This window comes from Alkaliphilus metalliredigens QYMF (genome assembly GCF_000016985.1).
Taxonomy (GTDB): domain Bacteria; phylum Bacillota; class Clostridia; order Peptostreptococcales; family Natronincolaceae; genus Alkaliphilus_A; species Alkaliphilus_A metalliredigens.
In genome coordinates, this window is record NC_009633.1 from 4,880,564 (window position 1) to 4,901,576 (window position 21,013).

Sequence of the window (21,013 nt, forward strand, 5' to 3'; positions counted from 1 at the left end):
ATCTACATCAGCTGTTCACCACCCTCTATTAAAGTCTAATACTAAATCATCTATTTATGGTTTCTCTTTAATTAACTATATTCATCTGTGTAATTCACAATTTGTTTACATTATAGCACTTCTTAGGCTTTTTGATAAGCATAATTCCTTTGAAAATTCCAATCAAATATTTTGTCTTCTTTTCATTTTTCAAAAATTCTAATTCCTAGATACATTATATCATGTAATTATGGAGTTATGAACCGGTTCTGCCTTCTAAGGCAATAAAAAAGCAGAAAAAGCATACTATACTTTTTCTACTTCCTTTTACAAAATCCTTCATTATAGTTTAAGCGTTAGTTTTTATAAGCTTCCACATAATAAATCCTGCCATTATCTAAGGTGATCCGCCAAGTGGGGAAGGCCGTTCCAGAATAAATATTCTCTACAGGCACATTGATGTCTTCAGGATTAAAGTAGTAACCAACTTCAATATCTGTTATAAAAATCTCTTCTCCTCTATGATCATAAACCATCTCATCCATTCTTCGGAGAAGAGCCTCTGTGGCAGGTATAATTTTTTTCTTTTGTTCAGAGGTCTTTTCCTGCTCTAATAGCATAGCCTCTACCCCAATAATCCCGTATTGATTGGCATAAACATTAATATAACTTTCTCCTAAAAAGTGTTCCTGATATGTTTGCCTGTAAATTAGCTGATAGACAGGATTTGAGCCAAATAATTTTACAGTTCCAAAGTAAATTTGCTCTAACACAATGTTTTCTTCCAATAGTCCATATTCCCTTAAGAAGGCTTGACTCTTGGCAATCATTTCTTCATCGGATAATGGTCGTCCTTGGTGTGATTTTTCCAGGTCATAATAGGTAATCCTTTTTCTTCCTTCAACCTTCAACTGTTTTTCCCCTAGTGTATACACACTCTCCTGGGCATTGGTTCCCTGGACTTCATATCCATCCCCCAAAAATTTTTCAGCTACCTCATTAGGTGAAAACTCTTTATACTTTACTGTTAATGTTGGTAAAGACTTAATTTCCCTAGAAATAGGTGTAAGTAGATAAATATTACTTTCCATTAGATAGTTTTGTACATTGTTAATATGTTCTTCACTAAATACAACAAAATCTTCTTGATTAAAATGATCTTTTTCAATATTATAGATTAAGAGTATGTTTGTAATAATAAAGGCTACAATTAATATATTTTTTGCCTTTGACCAATCCATCATTTCACCATCCCTAAAATGAGACTTAATTCACAAGGAGTTTTGACTTTCTCTGGATTGTGTAGCCCAGAAGATTTCCAAAAGTAGATTGCAAAGACCATCGCTTATTTCTTAAGGAGGAGTCCAAGCAAACAACCCAGGGCGGATTAATTTTGTGGACTACTATTAATCCATTCTCCTGTATAGGCATCAAAAAAGTATCGGTTTTCTTCAATTTCAATCATCCATGCAGGGACAAGCAATTGCTGTGTTTGCTTCTCCAATGCATCAAAGTAAACCATTGTGACGAGGTCAATATCCTTAGCGATCCACTGGGCATCCGTTAGTTCTTCATTTTGCCTAGCTTCATTGGTTATCTCATCATAAGGATGTTGACTCTTGATATCCGTTGCATTTTGCTCAATGATATCTACTGGAGATAATGTGGATATCTGGGGCTGAACACTCATTGTATTTTTCATTTTTTCTCGTGTGAATGTACGATAGCTTTTTATTTTATTTCCATAAACTTCGATTTCAATGGGGTCCTCCATTTGACTGTTACTTAATTCAACAGGAAACCCAGCTATTCGATAGCCAAATCCAAAGTAATATCCTTTATTCGTGTTATGGGTAATATTACGAATTTCATTTAAGTAGACGCCCTCTGGAAAATCTCCGTGGTCAATAATAAAATCTATGGCCACATCTAATGCATCATTCACATTTGTACTGGACTCTGACCCAATGTCTTCATTGTATTCTAATCGTCCTCTATGATTGATCCGAACGCCCCGCTCTCCATACCCATACATATACACTAAAGAACCACTTGTTTCTCGAATGGTTTTAACAAAGTCAAAATTTTCGTTAAAAAAGGATTTAGCTCGTTCTACTACTTCTTGTTCATCGTTAATGTCAATCTGACTTTCTACAAAAAATTGATGTACAGGAACGTTCTCTGTAAAACTCATACTAGTGGAAATTGGAATAATCGTATGATTATCTAAAAAATCAAAAATCGGGGCATAGGTAATAAAGTCAATTTTATTGCTTTCTAGGTCACTGATAAACTCAGTTAAGTTTTCCTGGGGTTCTTTGTTCTCCAATTTAACCTCAAAAATAACACCCTCTCCACCTACAATATAGATTGTATTGATATGCTGGGCAGGAATCAATATTTTATAAATTTCCTTTACACTACGAACAATTTTATTATCTGCAGTATCAAAGCCCGTGGCGACTAGGGTTGAAGGAACTCCCTTTGCAAACTCTAATTCAATGGCTTTACGACTCTTTGTCTCTTCATATACTTCCATAGAAACCGCTGTCACTTCTGGATCTCCATGGAAATAGTTATTTAAGATGTTACTTCCTTGGTTCCAAACCTTACTTACATCAGAATAAGAAGAAAGCATTGTATAAGAGTTGTCTCCAAAACTTAAGACAACTCTTTTAGGCATTACCATTATATTTCTTATTTCCTTGATGGTCTCTTGGTTCTTTCTGAGATTTGTGGCCTGTGACTGGAGTATATGTAAGGGTGATGAAAACCATATTTGTTGTACTAATACCACAGTCATCATAACTAAAATGCATAAAATGAGGGTTTTTGTTTTTTCGCGATTCATTAAAACCACTCCAAGCTCAATTATTCTCTGCCTGTATTTAGAATATTTTGGATCGTTTGTGCTGTCGAATTTCCGCTAATACTCTCATTCACTTCTTGTTGTACTTCTTCAATGTCCTTTAACATAACAAATCGTACCTCTTCATGCTTTGTCCCATTGGGTTGTATGGCTTTGAATGTGATCTTATTCTTCCCTTTTTGCAGTTCCACACTTATGGTACGTCTCTCTAGAGACCCGACTTCCATCTCTATTGTTTCACCAATTTGAACAAAATTTTCCGTTTCTCCGTCTTCATTACTGTTGTGATATACATCAATGGTAACCGTTGTTCCTTCAGAAGCAGTAAAAGTTAAAATCATATTTTTCTTTGTTGTTGTTACATTTCGCACTGGTGAAATAACCTGAAATGGTCTTTCAGTTTCTTTTATTTCTTCAATATTTACATTAGAATAGTTAACCTGATCAGGATTTGCGTATACGACTGCACCCGACGCGCTTATTAAAACGATCATTACTGTGCCAGCGATTACTTTTTTTATCATATTAATTCCTCCTGTAAAACAGTTAAATGATTTCATTATCATTATATAGCACTTGTATTACAGTCACATTACAAGGAAATTAAAAATCAATTACACATTTTTTCCTGTAGAAGTGGTAACTCAATCAAGACGGCCGTGCCACCCGATTCTCTACTGTCAACTTTAATCATGCCTTCATGAACATCAATAATCTGCTTTGCAATAGAAAGACCCAATCCAGTGCCTCCCATTTCTCTTGAACGGGCTTTATCAACTCTATAAAATCGTTCAAATATTCTAGGCAGATCCTCCTTTGGAATTCCCATACCATTATCTGTTATTTTAATCGTTGCATGGTTCTGGGTTTCTTCCAAGGACACATCGATGCATCCACCATTTGCTGTGTATTTAATGGCATTACTTATCACATTCAGCAGTACTTGTTCAATACGATTTTCATCAGCCCACACTGATACACCTTCTCTTAATCCTTTATAATTTAATTCTTGTTCTTTATTTTTTGCTGAAACACTTAAATTTAGTACTGCTTTTTCAACAATATAATTTAAATCAACTTCCTTTTTATCCCATTTCGTTTGTTGATAATCTGCATTGGATAGTTGCAACAAATCTCGTACAAGTCGAGCCATCCGATCTGCTTCGTTATCAATAACATTCAGAAACTGTTTTCCTAGCTCTTGATTCTCCATGGCACCCTCTAATAATGTTTCTGTATAGCTTTTGATGGTGGTTAAGGGTGTTTTAAGCTCATGGGAAACATTAGCGACGAATTCCTTTCTCATATTTTCCAATTTTTCATACTCTGTTACATCTTGGAAAAGCACAATAATGCCATCTAAATCTCCCTTTTCATTCATATATGGAGCATAGTTAGCTCGCAAAGTAATACCATACTCCATTTCAATCATCTGACTTCCTGACCATTTAGCTGGACTATTTTGTAAATATTCAATGGTTAACCGTTCATTTAATTGCTTAAATGTTTCATCGAAATGTTTTTCTAAAATATCTTTTTCTTGTATCCTTAACATTTCTAAAGCCCTGGGGTTTGCATGGATCACTTTCCCTTCCATGGTGGTTGCAATTAAACCATCCGCCATATAAGTAATAATGGTATCCATCTTTTGCTTTTCATTGGACATCTCTTGAAGCACGGACTTCAAGCGTGCCATCAAGTAGTTGAACATATTTCCTAATTGTCCAATTTCATCATCTGACTTGATTTCTACCACTTGTTCAAAATCGCCCCTCGCCATTTTTTCAGCCTTAATGGTCACATCATTGATAGGCCCTGTGACGCTTTTTGCAATAAAGTACCCTACAAAAATCGTGATAAATAAGGCTAAAATCGTTGCCCTAATCAAGATATTGATGGATTGATCTAATGTATTATAAATCTCTTCGAGGTTTTGTCTCAAATAGATGGCACCTGTTACACGACTATGCTCATCGTAAAGGGGAAAAACCATATTTTTAGAGCTAGTCAACCCCTCTTCCTTAGGGACAATGTCCTTTTCTCCTGGATCCCCATTAAAGGAAGATAAGATTAAGTCCGGTTCCAGAATCTCCGTTGCATTCTCATTCAGATAAGACAAATTTGTACTAGAAATAATGGTAAAGTTTGTATCTCTACCAATTACATATATTTCCATTCCGATTTTTTCATAATAAGTAATGTTTTCCTGAACATCTTCCTTATTCTTTTGCCAGTCCATATCCTTAAGAGAGATCCTTAAACTATTGGCTATCTGCGTTAAATTATCTCGAACAACGCCCAAGTGATACTGTTCGAACTGATTAATTAAAAACACACCGACAATAACCATCGCCATAAATACAAGCAGGAAGTAGATGGTTATAAACTTCCACCGGATACTTTTAAACATAATTAGGCCCTCCTGAAATAATACCCAACGCCCCGCTTCGTTTGTATGTATTTAGGGTTACCGGAATCATCCTCAACTTTTTCTCTCAATCTTCTTACGGTTACATCTACGGTTCTAATATCTCCATAATATTCATATCCCCATACTTCTTTTAAAAGCTGTTCTCTTGTAAAGACCTGCTCTGCTTGAATTGCTAAAAACTTCAAGAGCTCGAACTCCCTAGAGGTTAACTCAATGACCAGTTGGTCTCTTTTTACTTCATATTTACTAAAGTCGATGGATAACTTACCGGAGGAAATCTTGCCACCGCCTTGTGATCCTGCAGGTGCTTCCATGCGTCTAAAATTTGCATTTACCCTAGCCAGCAGTTCACGCATGCCAAATGGTTTTGTAATATAATCATCAGCTCCAATCTCAAGACCCAACACCTTGTCTACTTCTTCTTCCTTAGCTGTTAGCATCAAAATTGGCATAGAAAAACTTTCTCTTATCTTTCGGCAGACCTGAAACCCGTCTAATTTGGGTAACATCACATCTAGAAGAACCAAATCAGGGATGAATTCACTCACTTTTTTCAAAGCATCCTCCCCATCATGGGCCATTTCTATGCGGTAACCTTCCTTTTCTAAATTAAACTTTAAAATATCTGCAATAGGCTTTTCATCTTCAACGATTAATATTTTCTTCTCCATTTTCAGTTCACCTCATCAATTGATTTGATATAACAGTTCTACTTGGTTTCACTTTTTCCTGCTTAATTAAGTAAAGAAATTATTTTAAAGTCAAAGATTTCTCTTTAACTTTAAAATTCATTAAAAATGGCAAGTACTTTCTCAGGGTCTTTTCCCTCTCCTAATTCTTCAATCAAGTTGATTAATGCCTGTCTTCCATACTCCTCTACAAATGCATTCACCAATCTAAATGACTTTGTATAGGCTTCGTACTGATTCATTTGATGAAATCCATAGGTCAAAGCTTCCAGGTCATATACCTCTGACAATGTGACGCCTCTACCCCATTCATATCCGTCTACTTCATATTCAAAATATAAACTAACCCCTTCCGTAAACCAATGGGGAAAATTCCCCTTGGCTACATGGTCTGTTAGCAAATGGACCAGTTCATGCAAAATCGGCCCTTCCTCATAAAAAACCTGCTCTAAATCCTGTCCCTCATTAACCCATAAAGTAGGATCTAAAATATGAAGCGCATTTCCATAATACACACCCATAGGTGGTTTTTCTTTATTTAACATGACCGTCTTCATCATTCGATTTGGATCATTATAGACAACCAGCAATACTTTATCCTTAGGTTCGTATTGAAATACTGCCGTTGCTTCTCTATACTTATCTTCCGCTGTTTCTGCAATGAATTGCAGCAGCTCTTCATCTATTGATTGATACTTAATGATGAAATTCTCTGTCTCTATTTGTTGGTCACTTCTTGTTTGATAGCTTACCATGGTTTCTTCAGCGCTCCTCAGCAAAGGCCTAAAGGCCGTCACTGCTTGAGGTTTAAATGAGCTGTATGCCCCTAGCATCAAAAGTAACACAATGAATCCAACAAATCCTATGTTTCTCCATGATTTTAATTTCATGTTTTTTTTCAACATCACAATCCCTCCCTTCAAGGATATGTATGGGAGGATACAGATTGTATTATATCATATAGTTATGTAAACTTCTATACGACTACCATGAGAATAAATACCATATTCACTAACTGTCACCTTTTTCAAGCTTTTGCATAGTCTATATTAGATTAAAAATCATGAAACAATGTAAAGGGGGACAGCGTGTGTTTGGATATAGAGATATTATAGAAGAATCAGTGTTCCAACGATTAATGACTTTAGATGAAGACGAAATTCCTGTGATCATTCGAGCTGAAAATTGTGATTGTGCTGACCTTGAAAAATGTGTTAGAGACAAAGGTGGTCGAATTAAATACCTTCTTCCTCTCATTAATTCTGTGGCTGCCTACCTTCCTTCAGTTGGGGTTAGGAGCGTTGCTAGGGAAGAATTCATCAATAAAATTATTTATGATGAGTTAGCCCATAAACTAATGGATGTAGCCTCCCTTACTGTAGGTTCTGACTACGCCAATGAATATGACTTAACTGGAAAAGGTGTTACTGTAGCAGTGATAGACACAGGGGTTCACCCCCACAGTGATCTGGTCACTCCTACCAATCGGATCATTGGATTCAAGGATTTTGTTGGTAAAAGAACTTCACCCTATGATGATGATGGACACGGCACCCATGTGGCAGGTATCGTTGCAGGAAATGGATTCTCCTCCCAAGGCAAATATATGGGGATTGCACCGGATGCCAACATCCTGGGTGTTAAAGTGCTTAACCAGGACGGTGGCGGCAGCATATCCGATGTCATCGCCGGTATTCAGTGGGCTGTGGATAATCGCAGTCGTTATAACGTCAAAGTAATGACTTTATCCCTTGGGACAAAGGCAAATAAATCCTATCGCGAGGATCCGCTATGTCAGGCTGTTGAAGCAGCAGTTAACGCTGGAATTACCGTTGTGACCGCTGCCGGAAATAGTGGTCCCGAGAGAAGTACCATCAATTCACCGGCAAACAGCCCTTCAGCCATCAGTGTAGGCGCAGTTGATGATCGAGACATTACTTCACCAAGAGATGCTAAAATTGCAGATTTTTCAAGCCGAGGTCCTACTCCAGATGGGTTTAGTAAGCCTGATTTACTGTCTCCTGGGGTCCGTATTAACTCTCTTAGTCACCAAGGGAGCCAATATACCAGTTTATCAGGAACCTCCATGGCAACCCCAATTGTTGCAGGATGTGCTGCTTTACTTTATGAGCAAAATCCATCCTTGAACCCCCAAGGGGTAAAATCACTTATGACAAAGCATGCCCTAAGCATAAATCAAAATAGAGATGCCCAGGGTGCTGGTATCCTTGACATTCGTAAAATATTACAGGATACAAACCCTACCCATAAAAAACCGGGAACTACGCCGTCTAGACCGATACAATCACCTCAAAGAAATCGTTCCTTCTTTAGCGATTGGTTCCTTGTTTTACTAATTGTTGTGCTTTTAATTATTTTGTAGCATGATTAAATTTAAGTAACTAGAGTGAATATCGATTTATTGTTTTCATTGTCGTTTTAGTGGTATAAACAGTAATAGCGTAGTCATTAATACGACTACGCTATTATCTATATAGGTTGTTTTCTAATATTTTACAAAACTTAAGGGATTAACAGGGGAGCCATTTTTCCTGACTTCAAAGTGTAGATGTGGACCCGTACTTCTACCGGTACTTCCCATCTTAGCAATTTGCTCTCCTTTATAAACCCGATCTCCCTTTTTAACAAGGAGTGAACTGTTATGTGCATAATATGTCTGGTATCCATTTTCATGATTAATAATCACTAGATTCCCATAGGCACCATTATATCCAGCGAAGGAAACGAGTCCTGCATCTGCAGCATTAACAGCTGTTCCCGTTGGCCCTGCCACATCAATTCCTTCATGACGTCTGCCCCATCTTGTGCCAAAGCCTGATGTTAGTCTACCACGGGTTGGATTAGCAAAAACCCCTGTCGCTACTGTTCTAGGTCGTGGCTCTGTTCCTTCTGCAATTACTCTCATTTTAGGCTCTAAAAGGATTTCTTCATAAAGAATCTCTTTATCTATCTCTATACCATTTTCTCTTACAATATATGCCTGTACTTCTTTTTCACCTTCTACACCTTGTATCGTAATTTTTCGATCTCCTTCATATAAGGAGCTGGTCTTTTCATACTCTGTATCAAAAGGAATGATTTCCTTTTGTACAATGAATTCTAGTGTTCTCACATTAATATAAGGTTTAGGGATAATTAAACTTATTTCTTGTCCAATTTGAAGTCGCTCAGAATTAATCTCTGGATTAGCCTTTTCAATATCTGATACACTTAAATCATATTTCCCTGCAATGGTCCAAGCACTTTCTCCAGATTGCACCTCATGAATTTTCTCTTCATCGGTTCCTGTAATGATTAAATTTAATGCATCTTCCTTTTCTCTCAAAGCACCTATCTCTGTGGCAATTTCTTTAATTTCTATCTCTTCACTAAAATCAACTTTTTCATATTTTTCAACTTCATCTTCTTGTAAAAATGGCGCTTTTAATGTTGCCAAAATTTCATCTGCAGTACTTTGGTCTCTGACAACAACCACGTCTTCTCCATTGACACTAATGGCAAAAGCCTTTACCTTCAAATCTAGTTGTTTTCGGATATTTCGGATCATCATATTCCGGTCTGTAATTGATTCCTCATCTGCCTTCACTTCTATCACTTCAAGCTCTTGAATCATGATCACTTCCTGTTTGTAGGTCTTTTCTAGTTCTTGCTTTACAGCATTCATCGCTTCTTCAAAGTCTTCTTCGGCTCTGACAACAGCTAATACTTGTCCATCTGTCTGTATCTCATATGCTTGCAATGAAGCGTTTATTGATCCGTTCAGTAAAACCACTGAGAGAACCAGTATCAGGGCTAAGGCTGCGCCTATTATTTTATACTGAACCGCTTTTTTCCCTTTGTTTATATTATAAAAATTCCTCATATGTGCTTCATATTTTTTATATGTACTTTCCGCTTGTTTTTGAATTCTTTTGATATCAATCTTCATCATTTTAGCTCCTCTCGAGTACATAAGTTGCAAATACTCTTTTAGGGGTAGGATTGCTCCTAGTTTCACTTCTGTAAAAATTTATATTTGTAATGATTCTGTAACAATCACCTGTTTATTATATCACATTTTTTCAAATCGACAACCCTTAATTTACTCTAGTAACCACAAAAAGGATTGTCCCTTTCTATAGGTATTTTTATTATTTTATGTAATATTAAACATTTTATTCCATCTGTTTTTCTAGCCACTGTGTGAACAATGGTCTTAAGTCAATAGACGTGTTTCTTTGGCAAACAACGAAGAAGTCCTCTGTGGTTGCATTTTTAAATTGATAGTCTAAAAAATACTCCCTCATAGATGTCATAAATGCCTCATCTCCCATGTGTTCCCTGAGTTCCTCTACAAACATGGCTCCTTTACTGTATACAATGCTACTATACTCCCAAGAGCTATCAAATTCTTTCAAGCTCCTTAATATGCCTTCCCCTTTATCTGGCTCAAAATCAGTAAAATTATGATATTGTGCCTTGATCATTTTTTCAAAAATTTGTTCCTTTATATGAGGCCCATATTTCTCCTCAAAGTACATAAGTGTGCTATACTCTGTCAATGCTTCATCTAGCCAAGGTTCTGTGATTTCATTGTTTCCTACGATTCCATACCACCATTGGTGGGCCACTTCATGGACCACAACATATTCTAAAGGAAACTTCTCCTCCATTTCATAGAGTTGCCTTCCAATCATGACTAAGTTAGGATACTCCATGCCTCCAATAAAAAAGTCCGCTGCCACAATAGATAATTGATCATAGGGATAAACTCCAAACAATCGGTTAAATATTTCAAGTGAATCCACGCCATATTGAAGTGCTTCTTCTCCCCGCAAACCATTAATTGAATAAGAAAGGATTTTTGTCTCCCCTAGCTTTGCTTCCTGCACCTCAAAAAATCGACTTATGACCATGGCAAAATCCCTAACGCTCTTGGCTTCAATTTCATAGGTCTTCATATTCCCGTCTTCCTTTTGTTTCATCACATTTCCTGTTGTGGCCAATTCATAACCGGTTGGAATCATCAGTGTAATTTCATAGGTTGCTACCTCGCTATAAAATGGATCTCCTATGGGATAATAGGGATCTAAGTTCCATCCATTCTTATCATAAACCGATAGTATCGGATACCAATTGGTAATGTTAACCGTGCTATCACTATACCCCATACGACCAATGGCATTGGGTAGCTTCACTTCAAATTCAATGGATAAGTTCATCGATTCACCCGGTGCTAGTGGTTTTTTAGGTGTCACTCTTAATATGGTCCCTCCAGTTCCCATTATCAGGTGATCTGTTGGATTTTTTCCTTCCTTTACAGACAAAATTTCCACCCATCCGGGATTAAAACCATTGGGATATGCCCGATCTATTTCTTCTTTTTCAAAGGGCGCCTGTTCCTTGCTTTTAAATGTATTGGGGTATAGATGAAGATAAATATTTTCTAGGGTTTGTTCATGTTTATTGAGATACTTTAGCTCTTGATGGGCCTTAATACCCATGCTTTCTTCCTCAAAAACTGCATTGATTTTGTAATATGCTCCCTCACCCTCTGTTATCTTTGGAGCCAATACAGGTAAAGCCTGATATCCAGGCCAAAAATGATACACGCCCATAGAAAACACAAAAACAGTCAAGATGATAACAATTCTTTTTATTTTTCTTCTCAAAGGATCCATCATTCTGCCCCCTTAGGTTATCGCAATTCATTATTATGTTTCTCTACTATAAAATCTTATTGTTTTTTTTTGCTTTCTATTCTTAAAACTTTTAGCAAGGCATCATAAATAAAAAACCAATCCATTCCACTCCAGTTATTGATTCTTTTTCTAATCCATCCAAGGTAGCAACAACTGAAGTATTCTATGATATAATAGAATAAAATCAGAAAAGTGTATGTGAAATTGGAGTGATATTAGATGAGTTTTATTAAGAGATCTTCTTCTATTGATTTAGGAGATACATCCATTGAAAATATTTTTATTGATGTGTACATGCCCATGGCAAATGGTACCTATGTTAAGGTGTACTTATTAGGGTATAAGTGTGCCTGTGAAGGTGATATCAGCTTAGAGTCTAGCAACATGACCATTGCTAAGCATCTGACCCTACCCCTTTCCGATGTGTTATCTGCATGGGATTTTTGGGAAAGCAAAGGGATTATCAAAAAACATCCCATGGAAGAAGGCGACGATACAAACTATACAGTGGAGTTTATCAATTTAAAGCAACTCTATATAGATAATAACTTTAAATCCATCCAGCAACCTTCCTCACAAGCTTCAGAGCCCAAACCCTTTAGTTGCTCTCCTAAGGATTTAGTAGATGCGAATAAGGTACCTGAAATCAAAGAGATGTTTATGGAGATTAATCGTATCATTGACCGCCCACTTGTTCCAAATGAAAAAAAAGAGATTTTAGAATGGTTTTATACCTTCAACATTGATCCCCCACTAATTATCAAGGCCTATAGCTACTGTAAGCACAAGAAAAACATTAAGAGTGTCAAATATGTTGGTGGGGTTGCACGAAATTGGTATGACTTAGGCATTACTACCGTGGAGCAGCTTCAAACATATTTACTTAAAAAGGGAGAAAAATTTGCTATTTATGATCGGATCTTTAAGGCCATGGGATTTATTGGTCGAGAACCATCAGAGGCTGAAATTGAAATTATGAATAAATGGGTTGATGAGTATCAATTTGACCTCACGGTTATTTTAAAGGCTTGCGCTAATTCCAGTAAAACCTCTAATCCAAATATAAATTATATTAATGGTATTCTAGCGGATTGGTTCAAAAAGGGGATCCGTAATGTATCAGACATCGAGCAGTTAGACCAACAAAAAAAGGTGACTCCCTCACCAGCTAAGTCCAAAGCTTCCCCCCCTGCTACCAAGACTAAATTTCATTTAACGGAAAGTCGTGGTTCAAAGTATAATGCTAAGGAATTAGAGGAACTCGTACTCAATCGCAACAAAATAAATCAGTAGGAGTGTCTATGCAATGAAGAAGGCATTTATTAATGAGATATTAAGGAACTATGAAAAGAAAAGGGATTATACCAAGACCAAAAGACTCCAACGACTGCAAGAGGTCTATAGCCGGGTGCCAGAGATTAAAAAAATTGATCGGGAAGTGCAAAAACTTGGTATCTCTATCTCTAAATCCCTCATCCATGGTGAAACACATCCAGAAAAAATGATAGATACCCTTAAAAGTCAGTTACTGAAGTTAAAACAAGATAAGGCTATGTTATTAACCGAAAACAATATTCCTCTTCAATATTTAGATGAGGAATATGATTGTTCTCAGTGTAAGGATACTGGCTTTTTAAATACCGGAAAGAAATGTAATTGCTTTAAACAAGAAATTATAAACTATTCCTATAAAATGTCCAACCTATCCACTGTATTACAAAAGGAAAATTTTAATCATTTTAATATGGCGCTTTTTTCTGAAGCTTCCTTTGAAGAACAAGCTCAAAGTCCTCGAGAAAATATGCTCCATATACTGAATGTCTCTGAAGGCTTTGTTTTTAACTTTGATAAAGATAATGAAGAGAACCTATTGTTCTATGGATCAACTGGATTAGGTAAGACTTTTCTAGCTAATTGCGTTGCCAAGTCTCTTTTAGATAAAGGACATATTGTGATCTATCAAACAGCCTTTAAGCTGTTAGAAATCATCAGTGATCTTCGTTTTCAAAATAAGCAGGAAAAGAATAAGTATGATCTTCTCTTTGAAGCTGATCTTTTAATCATTGATGATCTTGGAACTGAGATGACCAATACCTTTACCAATAGTGAACTGTTTAATATCATTAATAGTCGTTTATTATCTAATAAGAAGACACTTATCTCCACAAACTTAAGTCCCAAGGAATTAATGGACCGTTACGACGATCGTATTTTTTCCCGGCTCTTTTCTAAGTTTACCGTGTTAAAATTTTATGGTAATGACTTACGATGGGAGTCACAATAAAATTCGTCTGATGCTAGCGAAAACTTTTTAAAAAAAACACCCTACTCATAATGAGTAAGGTGTTTTTTGATTTGGTGACCCCTAGGGGAATCGAACCCCTGTTACCGCCGTGAAAGGGCGGTGTCTTGACCGCTTGACCAAGGGGCCAAGTTCAGCAACCCTTAGTATTCCTCACTAAGAATCACTGAATATGATTTAACTGGTGACCCATCCGCGACTCGAACGCGGGACACCCTGATTAAAAGTCAGGTGCTCTACCGACTGAGCTAATGGGTCAAATTGTGACTACAGTTATATATATTACTAGAAGTTCATGCCGCTGTCAATCATTTTTTCGACTTTATTCACCATTACGTTTACAATCACTTTTCACCATTCATTTAATGGAAAAAAAGCTAGAAAACCAGCATATTATCTATACTGGTCCCTAACTTTTTTCCATAGAATCAGTCATGTTAAAACCTTTAAAATAAACGTTCTCTAATAATGGTCTGATTTCTCTTTGGTCCCACAGAAATCATTTTTATTGGAACACCCACATAGGACTCAATTCTTTCAATATATTTCTTTGCATTTTCTGGAAGTTCTTCATATGTCTTCATATTTGTAATGTCTTCCTCCCAACCAGGTAGCTCTTCATATATTGGCTTGCATTTACCTAATGTTTTTATGTTGGCTGGAAAGTGAGCTACCATCTCCCCTTCTAATTCATAGCCTGTACAGATTTTCAGTGTATCAAATCCACTTAACACATCCAATAGCATCAACGACATAGCCGTTAGCCCGTTTATTCGTGTGGTGTATCTTACCATCACACCGTCGAACCAGCCACATCTTCTTGGTCTTCCAGTTGTTGTCCCAAATTCATTTCCCTTAATCCGGATTTTATCTCCTACTTCGTTATCTAGCTCTGTAGGGAATGTTCCTGAACCAACCCTAGTGGTGTAGGCCTTCACAATTCCTAATACCTGTTCAATTTGATTAGGTCCAATTCCTGCTCCAATAGGAAATCCACCAGCCGTAGGATGAGAGGATGTCACATAGGGGTATGTTCCTAGGTCTATATCTAGTAATGTTCCCTGTGCCCCTTCAAATAGCACCTTCTTTTTTGCTTTTAAGGCTTCATGGGCCAGTATGGTTGTATCCGTTACATACTTTTTGATTTCTCTAGCATATTTGAGATAGGTTTCATACATGGCTTCTTTTTCAAATCCCTCTGCTTCATAGATCTTTTCAATTATCTTGTTTTTATCATCTACTTGCTTATATAACCTGTCTTTAAAATCCTCTTCATCAATCATTTCCCCAAGTCGAATACCAGATCGCTGAATCTTATCCATATAACAGGGGCCGATTCCTTTTTTAGTTGTCCCGATCTGGGCTTCACCCCTTGCTTCCTCTTCCAATTGATCAATTCGCTTATGATAAGGGAAAATCACATGTACCCTTTCATCGATCTTAATGTTAGATGTATTAATCCCTTCTTTTTTAAGTACTTCTATCTCTTGTAAAAATCCTTCGGGATCAAACACAACGCCATTACCGATAATATTTAGTTTGTCCTCAAAAAGCACGCCAGAAGGCAATAAGTGAAAGCTATATTTTTTATCTTCAACCATCACTGTATGTCCTGCATTGTTTCCACCTTGCGCTCTAATCACCACATCTGCTTCTTGTGCTAAGTAATCAATAATCTTTCCTTTTCCCTCATCGCCCCATTGGGCACCTACAATTACTATTGATGGCATCATACACACCTCTCATTCAAAATGTTTGTCCTATCCGAACATTATCTTACCATATTACCATTAAATCCAGAACTGGTCAATTAATAGTCGAATATTATTTTGCTCTTATTATATATAATTCGGTATTACTGCCAGGTATTTACCCTCTCCTCATAAAAGGTAATCCACTCTTTTGACGCAAACTAGATATAATAGATAAAGCCTAGGATTTCTCCTAGGCTTTATCTATTATATCTAGTTTCCCTTTTCTTCAAAAAACTTATTCAAATCATCAACTAATTTGTCTACATCAATCCCATGTACGTTTCCAGCATCACTGATGCTCTCCATAGTGGCACCAGGTCAGCCAAGACAATGTAATCCGTACTTCATGAAGATTGTTGCAACTTCTCGATCTAATTGCATTACATCCATAATAGTCATATCTCGATTAATTTTCATCGTAGTGTTCCTCCTCACTTGTATAGCTTTCGTCTATAATATTACCATTTTTAATCAATTTTATCAATATATCTTACGATAACTTCCCTGTTTTATATTTTTCTTCACGGTTAAATTAAAAAGCTTCCTGTGAATTGAAGTTCTCTTAATTTTATCCTAATCTCTTTATTCTATAAATAAAACCCTAAAGTTGATCTTTTTCCACAGCTTACACCACTATATGCACAGGTGTTCTGTTGATAGTGTGGATAACTTATTCTTTTTATACATTTCTTTTGTCATCATCATGTGGATAAATTGACACTTAATCAATCCTTTATCTAGTTTAAACAACTCTCGATAAGGTAAATACAACTCCTCTTGAAAGATTGGTAATCTTTGATCCTCAAATTCTTCAAGTTTAACTGTCACAATCTTAAATCCACATTTTTCATAACATCTTTGGGCACGTTTGTTGAAGTAAGATACCTTTAGGTTTAATTTTTTCATTTTTAGTACTTCAAAATAATAGATTAAAAAAGTATTTAAACTATCACTACCATAACCCTTGTTGATTTGGTCTGGATCAAATACAATCCCTAGCTCACCGACTTTTCGAAACCATTTAATATCTCTCAATGCAATATAACCCACTAGCTGTCCCTCTAAATTAAAGATCGCGTAGCAACGCTTACTAAAGGAAAAAGCTTTGATTTGATACCAATAATTGCGCTCTTGCCTATTCATTTTGGGAAAATTGTATCCATAAAACAAAGGCTCCTGATGTTTGCCCCACTCCTGCATTGAATCAACATGTTTGCGTTGTAGTTTCATCATATAGGTATTTCTTCCCCTTGCGATAATCATCTTTATCCTCCACTACCTATCCTCTTAATTTTGGCGATACTTTTCAAAATCAAGGAACTTTTGAAATTGTCCCAACCAGATTAACTCAATATTTCCAGTTTCACCATTACGGTGCTTTGCAATGATCACTTCTCCTATATTTTTCTTTTCACTGTCTGGAAAATAGTATTCATCACGATATAAAAACATAACTAAATCTGCATCCTGCTCAATGGCTCCCGATTCTCTCAAGTCAGATAGGATGGGTCGATGATCTGCTCGAAGCTCAGGCGCACGTGATAGCTGGGATAGTGCGATGACTGGACAGTCTAGTTCCTTTGCCAGTATTTTTAATCCCCTTGAAATTGCAGAAATTTCTTGTTGTCTACTTTCGATTCTTCCGTCTCCTTGCATTAACTGTAAGTAGTCAATTACCACAAGGTCTAATCCTTTTTCCATTTTTAATCTTCTACATTTAGATCTCATTTCCATGATGCTAATACCCGGTGTATCGTCGAAATATAGATTTGCTACGGAGAGAGGCACCATTGCCTGGGCAATCTTAGACCATTCTTCTTCATTTAGGTTTCCATTTTTAATTTTATTTAAATCCACCATGGATTCTGATGCTAGCATTCTAAGCATCAGCTGTTCCTTGGACATCTCCAGACTAAAGACAGCAACTGATGCATTATCCATTGTTGCTGCATTTTGTGCTAAGTTTAGTGCAAAGGCAGATTTTCCCATGGCAGGTCTTGCGGCAACTAGAATGAGATCTGTTTTATGAAAGCCGCCTAGTTTTGTATTTAAATCAAGAAACCCTGTGGTCATTCCTGTAATGCCCTTCTTGTTCTCATATAGTTGTTCAATTCGATCAAATGTATCAGATAAAATTTCTCTTGCTGGGGTGAACCCCTCCGAAGAACGATTTTGAGAAATATCATATATGCTCTTTTGAGCCTGTTCTATGACTTGTAATACTTCCACATCGCTGCTATATCCAAGATGTATGATTTCCTCAGATGATTTAATGACCCTCCTAAGGGTTGCTTTTCTTTCCACAATCTCTGCATAGTATCGTACATTGGTTGTAATGGGAACGCCCGAGGCAAGGCTTGTTAGATAAGTAATTCCCCCTATGGCATCTAGTGTTCCCCTTTTTTTTAACTCTTCCGTTAACGTAACTAAATCTACAGGTTCATTTCGATTAAATAAATCATAGACAGATTCAAAAACTTCTCGGTGTGCTTCTTTATAAAAGTCTTCTCCATGAATGACTTCTAAGGCAATAATAATCGCCTCTCGATCCAATAGCATAGATCCTAGTACTGATTGCTCTGCTTCTATACTATGGGGTGGTATTTTGTTTAGTGAACTCATTACTTCCACAAGAACCCTCCTATAACTTTAACACTCTACTTTTTAAAGATGCGCCCTATTCAAAATCTTGGATTTTATATTCTTTCCGTTACATTAATCCTTCATTTATTATACCATAATTTTTTAACCCCTCTTTATTAAAAATCTCAAGTATTTTTATAAAAAAAACTGGAGGAATCCTCCAGCTTTTATGCTTCTTCTGTAACGGTTACTTTTATTTTACCCACTACTCCGGAATGCAATTTAATGTCAATCCATTTTGATCCAAGCTCTCGAATTGGTTCATCCAAAAGTAACTTTCTCTTATCTAGCTTAATTCCTTCTTGTTTTTGCAGCTTCTCTATCACATCCTTAGATGTGACTGAACCAAAAAGTCTGCCACCCTCTCCTGCCTTCGCCTTGATGTTGACATCAACCTTACTTAATCGTTCGGCTAGTTCTTTAGCTTTATCTACCTCTTGATCCTTCTTCATTTTCTGAGCAGTTTTTTGCTCCTTTAATGTTTGAAGACTCCCTTCCGTTGCTTCCTTTGCTACTTTTTTAGGAAGTAAGAAGTTTCTTGCATATCCATCACTGGCATTAACAACATCACCTTTGTCTCCTAATCCTTTTACATCCTTTAATAAGATCACTTTCATTCTTCTTCACCCTCCTCCAAATACGCATTAATTGTTTCTTTTAATACCTTTTCAGCCTCTTCCATGGTACAATTTTCTAGCTGGGCTCCAGCCACAGTTAAGTGACCTCCTCCTCCTAGCTTTTCTAAAATGACTTGTACATTAATGGCTCCCATAGAGCGACCACTTATAAAAATCATTGTATCATCTTTTTTACCTAATACAAAGGAGGCCGTAATTCCCCTAACGCCTAAAAGTTCGTCTGCTGCTTGTGCACTAACCAATTGCACACTCTCAATAGGCTCTTCACAGGTAGAGATGGCAATTGTCTCATTAATCACCCTAGCTCGTTTCACAATTTCAGCTCGAGCGATGATGGTTTCAAGATCATCCTGAAATAACTGCTTTACAGATATTGTGTCGGCGCCAGCACGTCTTAGTAATGAAGCTGCTTCAAAGGTCCTTACCCCTGTTTTAAAGGTGAAATTCTTTGTATCCACAGCAATTCCAGCTAACAATGCCTCTGCTTCTAAGGGTTCAATGTTTACTTTATCATCCATATAATAAAGTACCTCTGTAACCAATTCACAGGTTGAGGAAGCATATGTTTCTTGATAGTTTAATACCGTCTCCTCAATAAATTCGGTTCCTCTTCTATGATGATCGATCACCACGATCTTTTCTGATATCTCTAGCAGCTCAGGACATTCGGTAAAGTTAGGACGATGGGTGTCGACAACGATCAATAAAGAGCTTGGCTGAATCTTTGTTTTGGCTTCTTCACATGTAATGATATTATTACGGTACTCTTCCTTTTCATATAATCTTGCTGTTAACCCATCAATAGAAGGATTAGAACCATTCAATACGATATATGCTTCTTTATCTCTATTCTTAGATGCACGATAAATCCCAACAGCTGCCCCTAATGCATCTAGATCGGAGCCTTTGTGTCCCATAACAAACACGTTATCTGATTGCTCAATTAACTGCTTTAATGCATGGGCTATGACCCGAGCCTTCACTTTCGTTCTCTTTTCTACAGCCTTTGTCTTTCCTCCATAGAAGCTTATTTTATCACTTCGTTTTAAGGCGACTTGGTCTCCACCCCGTCCAAGGGCTAAATTCTTTGCTGCATTGGCAAAATCGCAGGTTTCTAATGGTATTTTCCCTTCTGCACCAATTCCAACACTTAGGGTGATGGGTATTTTGTTGCCTAAGTTAATCTCTCTCATTTCATCTAATATATCAAACTTCTTCACTTCTAGCTTCTCTAAATGCTGTTTTTGAAAAACCACAACAAACTTATCCTTTGAGTACTTGCGGATAAACCCACCTAATCTATTGACCCATATATTGAGACGATGCTCAATTTCAGCAGCAATTAAAGGCCTGTTCATCTCCTCCGTACTCTGCATAACTTCATCAAAGTTATCTATCTGAAACAAACCAACAATGGGCTTTTCTTCTTCATACTTTTTCTTGAGTCCTTCATACTCTGTGACTTCTAGCCAGTAAAGCATAATAATATAATTTGAAGCATGATTTTTGGATAATTTTACAATATTATAAAGCACCTCGAAGTGCCTCCCATTTATATTCACCTGTTGCACCTGTTCTTGCTGTTCATTTAAAATTTCTCTTAGATTAAAATTTGGAATCACATCTTGTATGTCCTTTTCAAGTAAATCCTTTTTATTTGTTACTTCTATAAATTTTGGATTATACCACGTAATTGTTCCATCAAATTCTACAATGGTTAAGGGAATAGGTAGATTCAATATTGCATACTTTGTAGCTGAATCAATATCCGATGAAATGCCTTCAATATACTGTGTCCACTCCTCACGACGGATATTGGTTATCTTAAGATTATAGTAGAGTAGATATGCTAAAAAGAAAACACCAATAATTCCAATTACATGATTATAAATAGAGATAATAATGATTAAAAGAGAAATAATGATCATATAGATCCGCGTATCTGGAACGAGCAATTTAAAAAATTTTGTATTTCGCATAGTTCCCATTAGATTGCCTCCTAAAGT

General features: G+C 36.6%; 17 protein-coding genes and 2 tRNA genes. 3 read left to right on the forward strand and 16 right to left on the reverse strand.

What is annotated here, in order from left to right; genetic code table 11:
• Positions 1-335: 335 nt before the first annotated feature.
• The 6 genes from yycI to AMET_RS23765 all read right to left on the reverse strand — a co-directional run bounded on the left by yycI (position 336) and on the right by AMET_RS23765 (position 6,873).
• On the reverse strand, positions 336-1,223 hold the full coding sequence (gene yycI, locus AMET_RS23740; RefSeq protein WP_012065705.1) for a two-component system regulatory protein YycI: 888 nt from the start codon (positions 1,221-1,223) through the stop codon (positions 336-338).
• Between the two features lie 143 nt (positions 1,224-1,366).
• Complete coding sequence (locus tag AMET_RS23745) at positions 1,367-2,830, reverse strand: YycH family regulatory protein (protein WP_012065706.1); 1,464 nt, start codon at positions 2,828-2,830, stop codon at positions 1,367-1,369.
• A gap of 20 nt (positions 2,831-2,850) precedes the next feature.
• Entirely contained in the window at positions 2,851-3,372 is a 522-nt protein-coding gene (locus AMET_RS23750; protein WP_012065707.1) for a hypothetical protein, read from the reverse strand.
• 86 nt (positions 3,373-3,458) lie between these two features.
• Complete coding sequence (locus AMET_RS23755) at positions 3,459-5,258, reverse strand: sensor histidine kinase (protein WP_012065708.1); 1,800 nt, start codon at positions 5,256-5,258, stop codon at positions 3,459-3,461.
• A 2-nt stretch (positions 5,259-5,260) separates the two neighbouring features.
• Positions 5,261-5,950: a response regulator gene (locus tag AMET_RS23760; RefSeq protein WP_012065709.1), complete on the reverse strand. Its 690-nt coding sequence runs from the start codon at positions 5,948-5,950 to the stop codon at positions 5,261-5,263.
• A 110-nt stretch (positions 5,951-6,060) separates the two neighbouring features.
• The gene (locus AMET_RS23765) at positions 6,061-6,873 is read right to left on the reverse strand and encodes a peptidase MA family metallohydrolase (protein ID WP_012065710.1); all 813 of its coding nucleotides are present in this window, start codon (positions 6,871-6,873) and stop codon (positions 6,061-6,063) included.
• 185 nt (positions 6,874-7,058) lie between these two features.
• On the opposite strand from AMET_RS23765, the gene AMET_RS23770 reads away from it, so the two are divergent.
• Complete coding sequence (locus AMET_RS23770) at positions 7,059-8,351, forward strand: S8 family peptidase (protein WP_012065711.1); 1,293 nt, start codon at positions 7,059-7,061, stop codon at positions 8,349-8,351.
• 123 nt (positions 8,352-8,474) lie between these two features.
• Here AMET_RS23770 and AMET_RS23775 read toward each other — a convergent pair whose 3' ends face one another.
• Positions 8,475-9,920, reverse strand: a complete 1,446-nt coding sequence (locus AMET_RS23775; protein WP_012065712.1) for a LysM peptidoglycan-binding domain-containing M23 family metallopeptidase — start codon at positions 9,918-9,920, stop codon at positions 8,475-8,477.
• A 223-nt stretch (positions 9,921-10,143) separates the two neighbouring features.
• Positions 10,144-11,652: a M1 family metallopeptidase gene (locus tag AMET_RS23780; RefSeq protein ID WP_012065713.1), complete on the reverse strand. Its 1,509-nt coding sequence runs from the start codon at positions 11,650-11,652 to the stop codon at positions 10,144-10,146.
• A gap of 237 nt (positions 11,653-11,889) precedes the next feature.
• On the opposite strand from AMET_RS23780, the gene AMET_RS23785 reads away from it, so the two are divergent.
• Positions 11,890-12,963 (forward strand): DnaD domain protein, encoded by a 1,074-nt coding sequence (locus AMET_RS23785; protein WP_012065714.1) that lies wholly within the window; start codon positions 11,890-11,892, stop codon positions 12,961-12,963.
• Positions 12,964-12,976: 13 nt separating this feature from the next.
• Positions 12,977-13,954: an ATP-binding protein gene (locus tag AMET_RS23790; protein WP_012065715.1), complete on the forward strand. Its 978-nt coding sequence runs from the start codon at positions 12,977-12,979 to the stop codon at positions 13,952-13,954.
• Between the two features lie 72 nt (positions 13,955-14,026).
• Here AMET_RS23790 and AMET_RS23795 read toward each other — a convergent pair.
• The 8 genes from AMET_RS23795 to AMET_RS23830 all read right to left on the reverse strand — a co-directional run bounded on the left by AMET_RS23795 (position 14,027) and on the right by AMET_RS23830 (position 20,995).
• A tRNA-Glu gene (locus tag AMET_RS23795) sits at positions 14,027-14,101 on the reverse strand.
• 53 nt (positions 14,102-14,154) lie between these two features.
• Positions 14,155-14,230 (reverse strand) — tRNA-Lys (locus tag AMET_RS23800).
• Between the two features lie 188 nt (positions 14,231-14,418).
• Positions 14,419-15,705: an adenylosuccinate synthase gene (locus AMET_RS23805; RefSeq protein WP_330368649.1), complete on the reverse strand. Its 1,287-nt coding sequence runs from the start codon at positions 15,703-15,705 to the stop codon at positions 14,419-14,421.
• A gap of 231 nt (positions 15,706-15,936) precedes the next feature.
• On the reverse strand, positions 15,937-16,143 hold the full coding sequence (locus tag AMET_RS23810) for a DUF1858 domain-containing protein (RefSeq protein ID WP_012065717.1): 207 nt from the start codon (positions 16,141-16,143) through the stop codon (positions 15,937-15,939).
• A gap of 216 nt (positions 16,144-16,359) precedes the next feature.
• Entirely contained in the window at positions 16,360-16,989 is a 630-nt protein-coding gene (locus AMET_RS23815) for a GNAT family N-acetyltransferase (RefSeq protein ID WP_157047343.1), read from the reverse strand.
• 24 nt (positions 16,990-17,013) lie between these two features.
• Positions 17,014-18,348, reverse strand: coding sequence for a replicative DNA helicase (gene dnaB, locus AMET_RS23820; protein WP_041722010.1), 1,335 nt, complete (start codon positions 18,346-18,348; stop codon positions 17,014-17,016).
• Between the two features lie 188 nt (positions 18,349-18,536).
• A complete protein-coding gene (rplI, locus tag AMET_RS23825) occupies positions 18,537-18,986 on the reverse strand; it encodes a 50S ribosomal protein L9 (protein ID WP_012065720.1) in 450 nt (149 codons plus the stop codon).
• The gene (locus AMET_RS23830; protein ID WP_012065721.1) at positions 18,983-20,995 is read right to left on the reverse strand and encodes a DHH family phosphoesterase; all 2,013 of its coding nucleotides are present in this window, start codon (positions 20,993-20,995) and stop codon (positions 18,983-18,985) included. Before AMET_RS23830 ends, rplI begins: the two co-directional genes overlap by 4 nt.
• Positions 20,996-21,013 lie beyond the last annotated feature (18 nt).

What these genes read in the sequence shown, in the direction of transcription:
- yycI (WP_012065705.1), bottom strand. Translation starts at nt 1,223, where the DNA reads ATGATGGATTGGTCAAAGGCAAAAAATATATTAATTGTAGCCTTTATT.
- AMET_RS23745 (WP_012065706.1), bottom strand. Translation starts at nt 2,830, where the DNA reads ATGAATCGCGAAAAAACAAAAACCCTCATTTTATGCATTTTAGTTATG.
- AMET_RS23750 (WP_012065707.1), bottom strand. Translation starts at nt 3,372, where the DNA reads ATGATAAAAAAAGTAATCGCTGGCACAGTAATGATCGTTTTAATAAGC.
- AMET_RS23755 (WP_012065708.1), bottom strand. Translation starts at nt 5,258, where the DNA reads ATGTTTAAAAGTATCCGGTGGAAGTTTATAACCATCTACTTCCTGCTT.
- AMET_RS23760 (WP_012065709.1), bottom strand. Translation starts at nt 5,950, where the DNA reads ATGGAGAAGAAAATATTAATCGTTGAAGATGAAAAGCCTATTGCAGAT.
- AMET_RS23765 (WP_012065710.1), bottom strand. Translation starts at nt 6,873, where the DNA reads ATGTTGAAAAAAAACATGAAATTAAAATCATGGAGAAACATAGGATTT.
- AMET_RS23775 (WP_012065712.1), bottom strand. Translation starts at nt 9,920, where the DNA reads ATGATGAAGATTGATATCAAAAGAATTCAAAAACAAGCGGAAAGTACA.
- AMET_RS23780 (WP_012065713.1), bottom strand. Translation starts at nt 11,652, where the DNA reads ATGATGGATCCTTTGAGAAGAAAAATAAAAAGAATTGTTATCATCTTG.
- AMET_RS23785 (WP_012065714.1), top strand. Translation starts at nt 11,890, where the DNA reads ATGAGTTTTATTAAGAGATCTTCTTCTATTGATTTAGGAGATACATCC.
- AMET_RS23790 (WP_012065715.1), top strand. Translation starts at nt 12,977, where the DNA reads ATGAAGAAGGCATTTATTAATGAGATATTAAGGAACTATGAAAAGAAA.
- AMET_RS23805 (WP_330368649.1), bottom strand. Translation starts at nt 15,705, where the DNA reads ATGATGCCATCAATAGTAATTGTAGGTGCCCAATGGGGCGATGAGGGA.
- AMET_RS23815 (WP_157047343.1), bottom strand. Translation starts at nt 16,989, where the DNA reads ATGATTATCGCAAGGGGAAGAAATACCTATATGATGAAACTACAACGC.
- dnaB (WP_041722010.1), bottom strand. Translation starts at nt 18,348, where the DNA reads ATGAGTTCACTAAACAAAATACCACCCCATAGTATAGAAGCAGAGCAA.
- rplI (WP_012065720.1), bottom strand. Translation starts at nt 18,986, where the DNA reads ATGAAAGTGATCTTATTAAAGGATGTAAAAGGATTAGGAGACAAAGGT.
- AMET_RS23830 (WP_012065721.1), bottom strand. Translation starts at nt 20,995, where the DNA reads ATGGGAACTATGCGAAATACAAAATTTTTTAAATTGCTCGTTCCAGAT.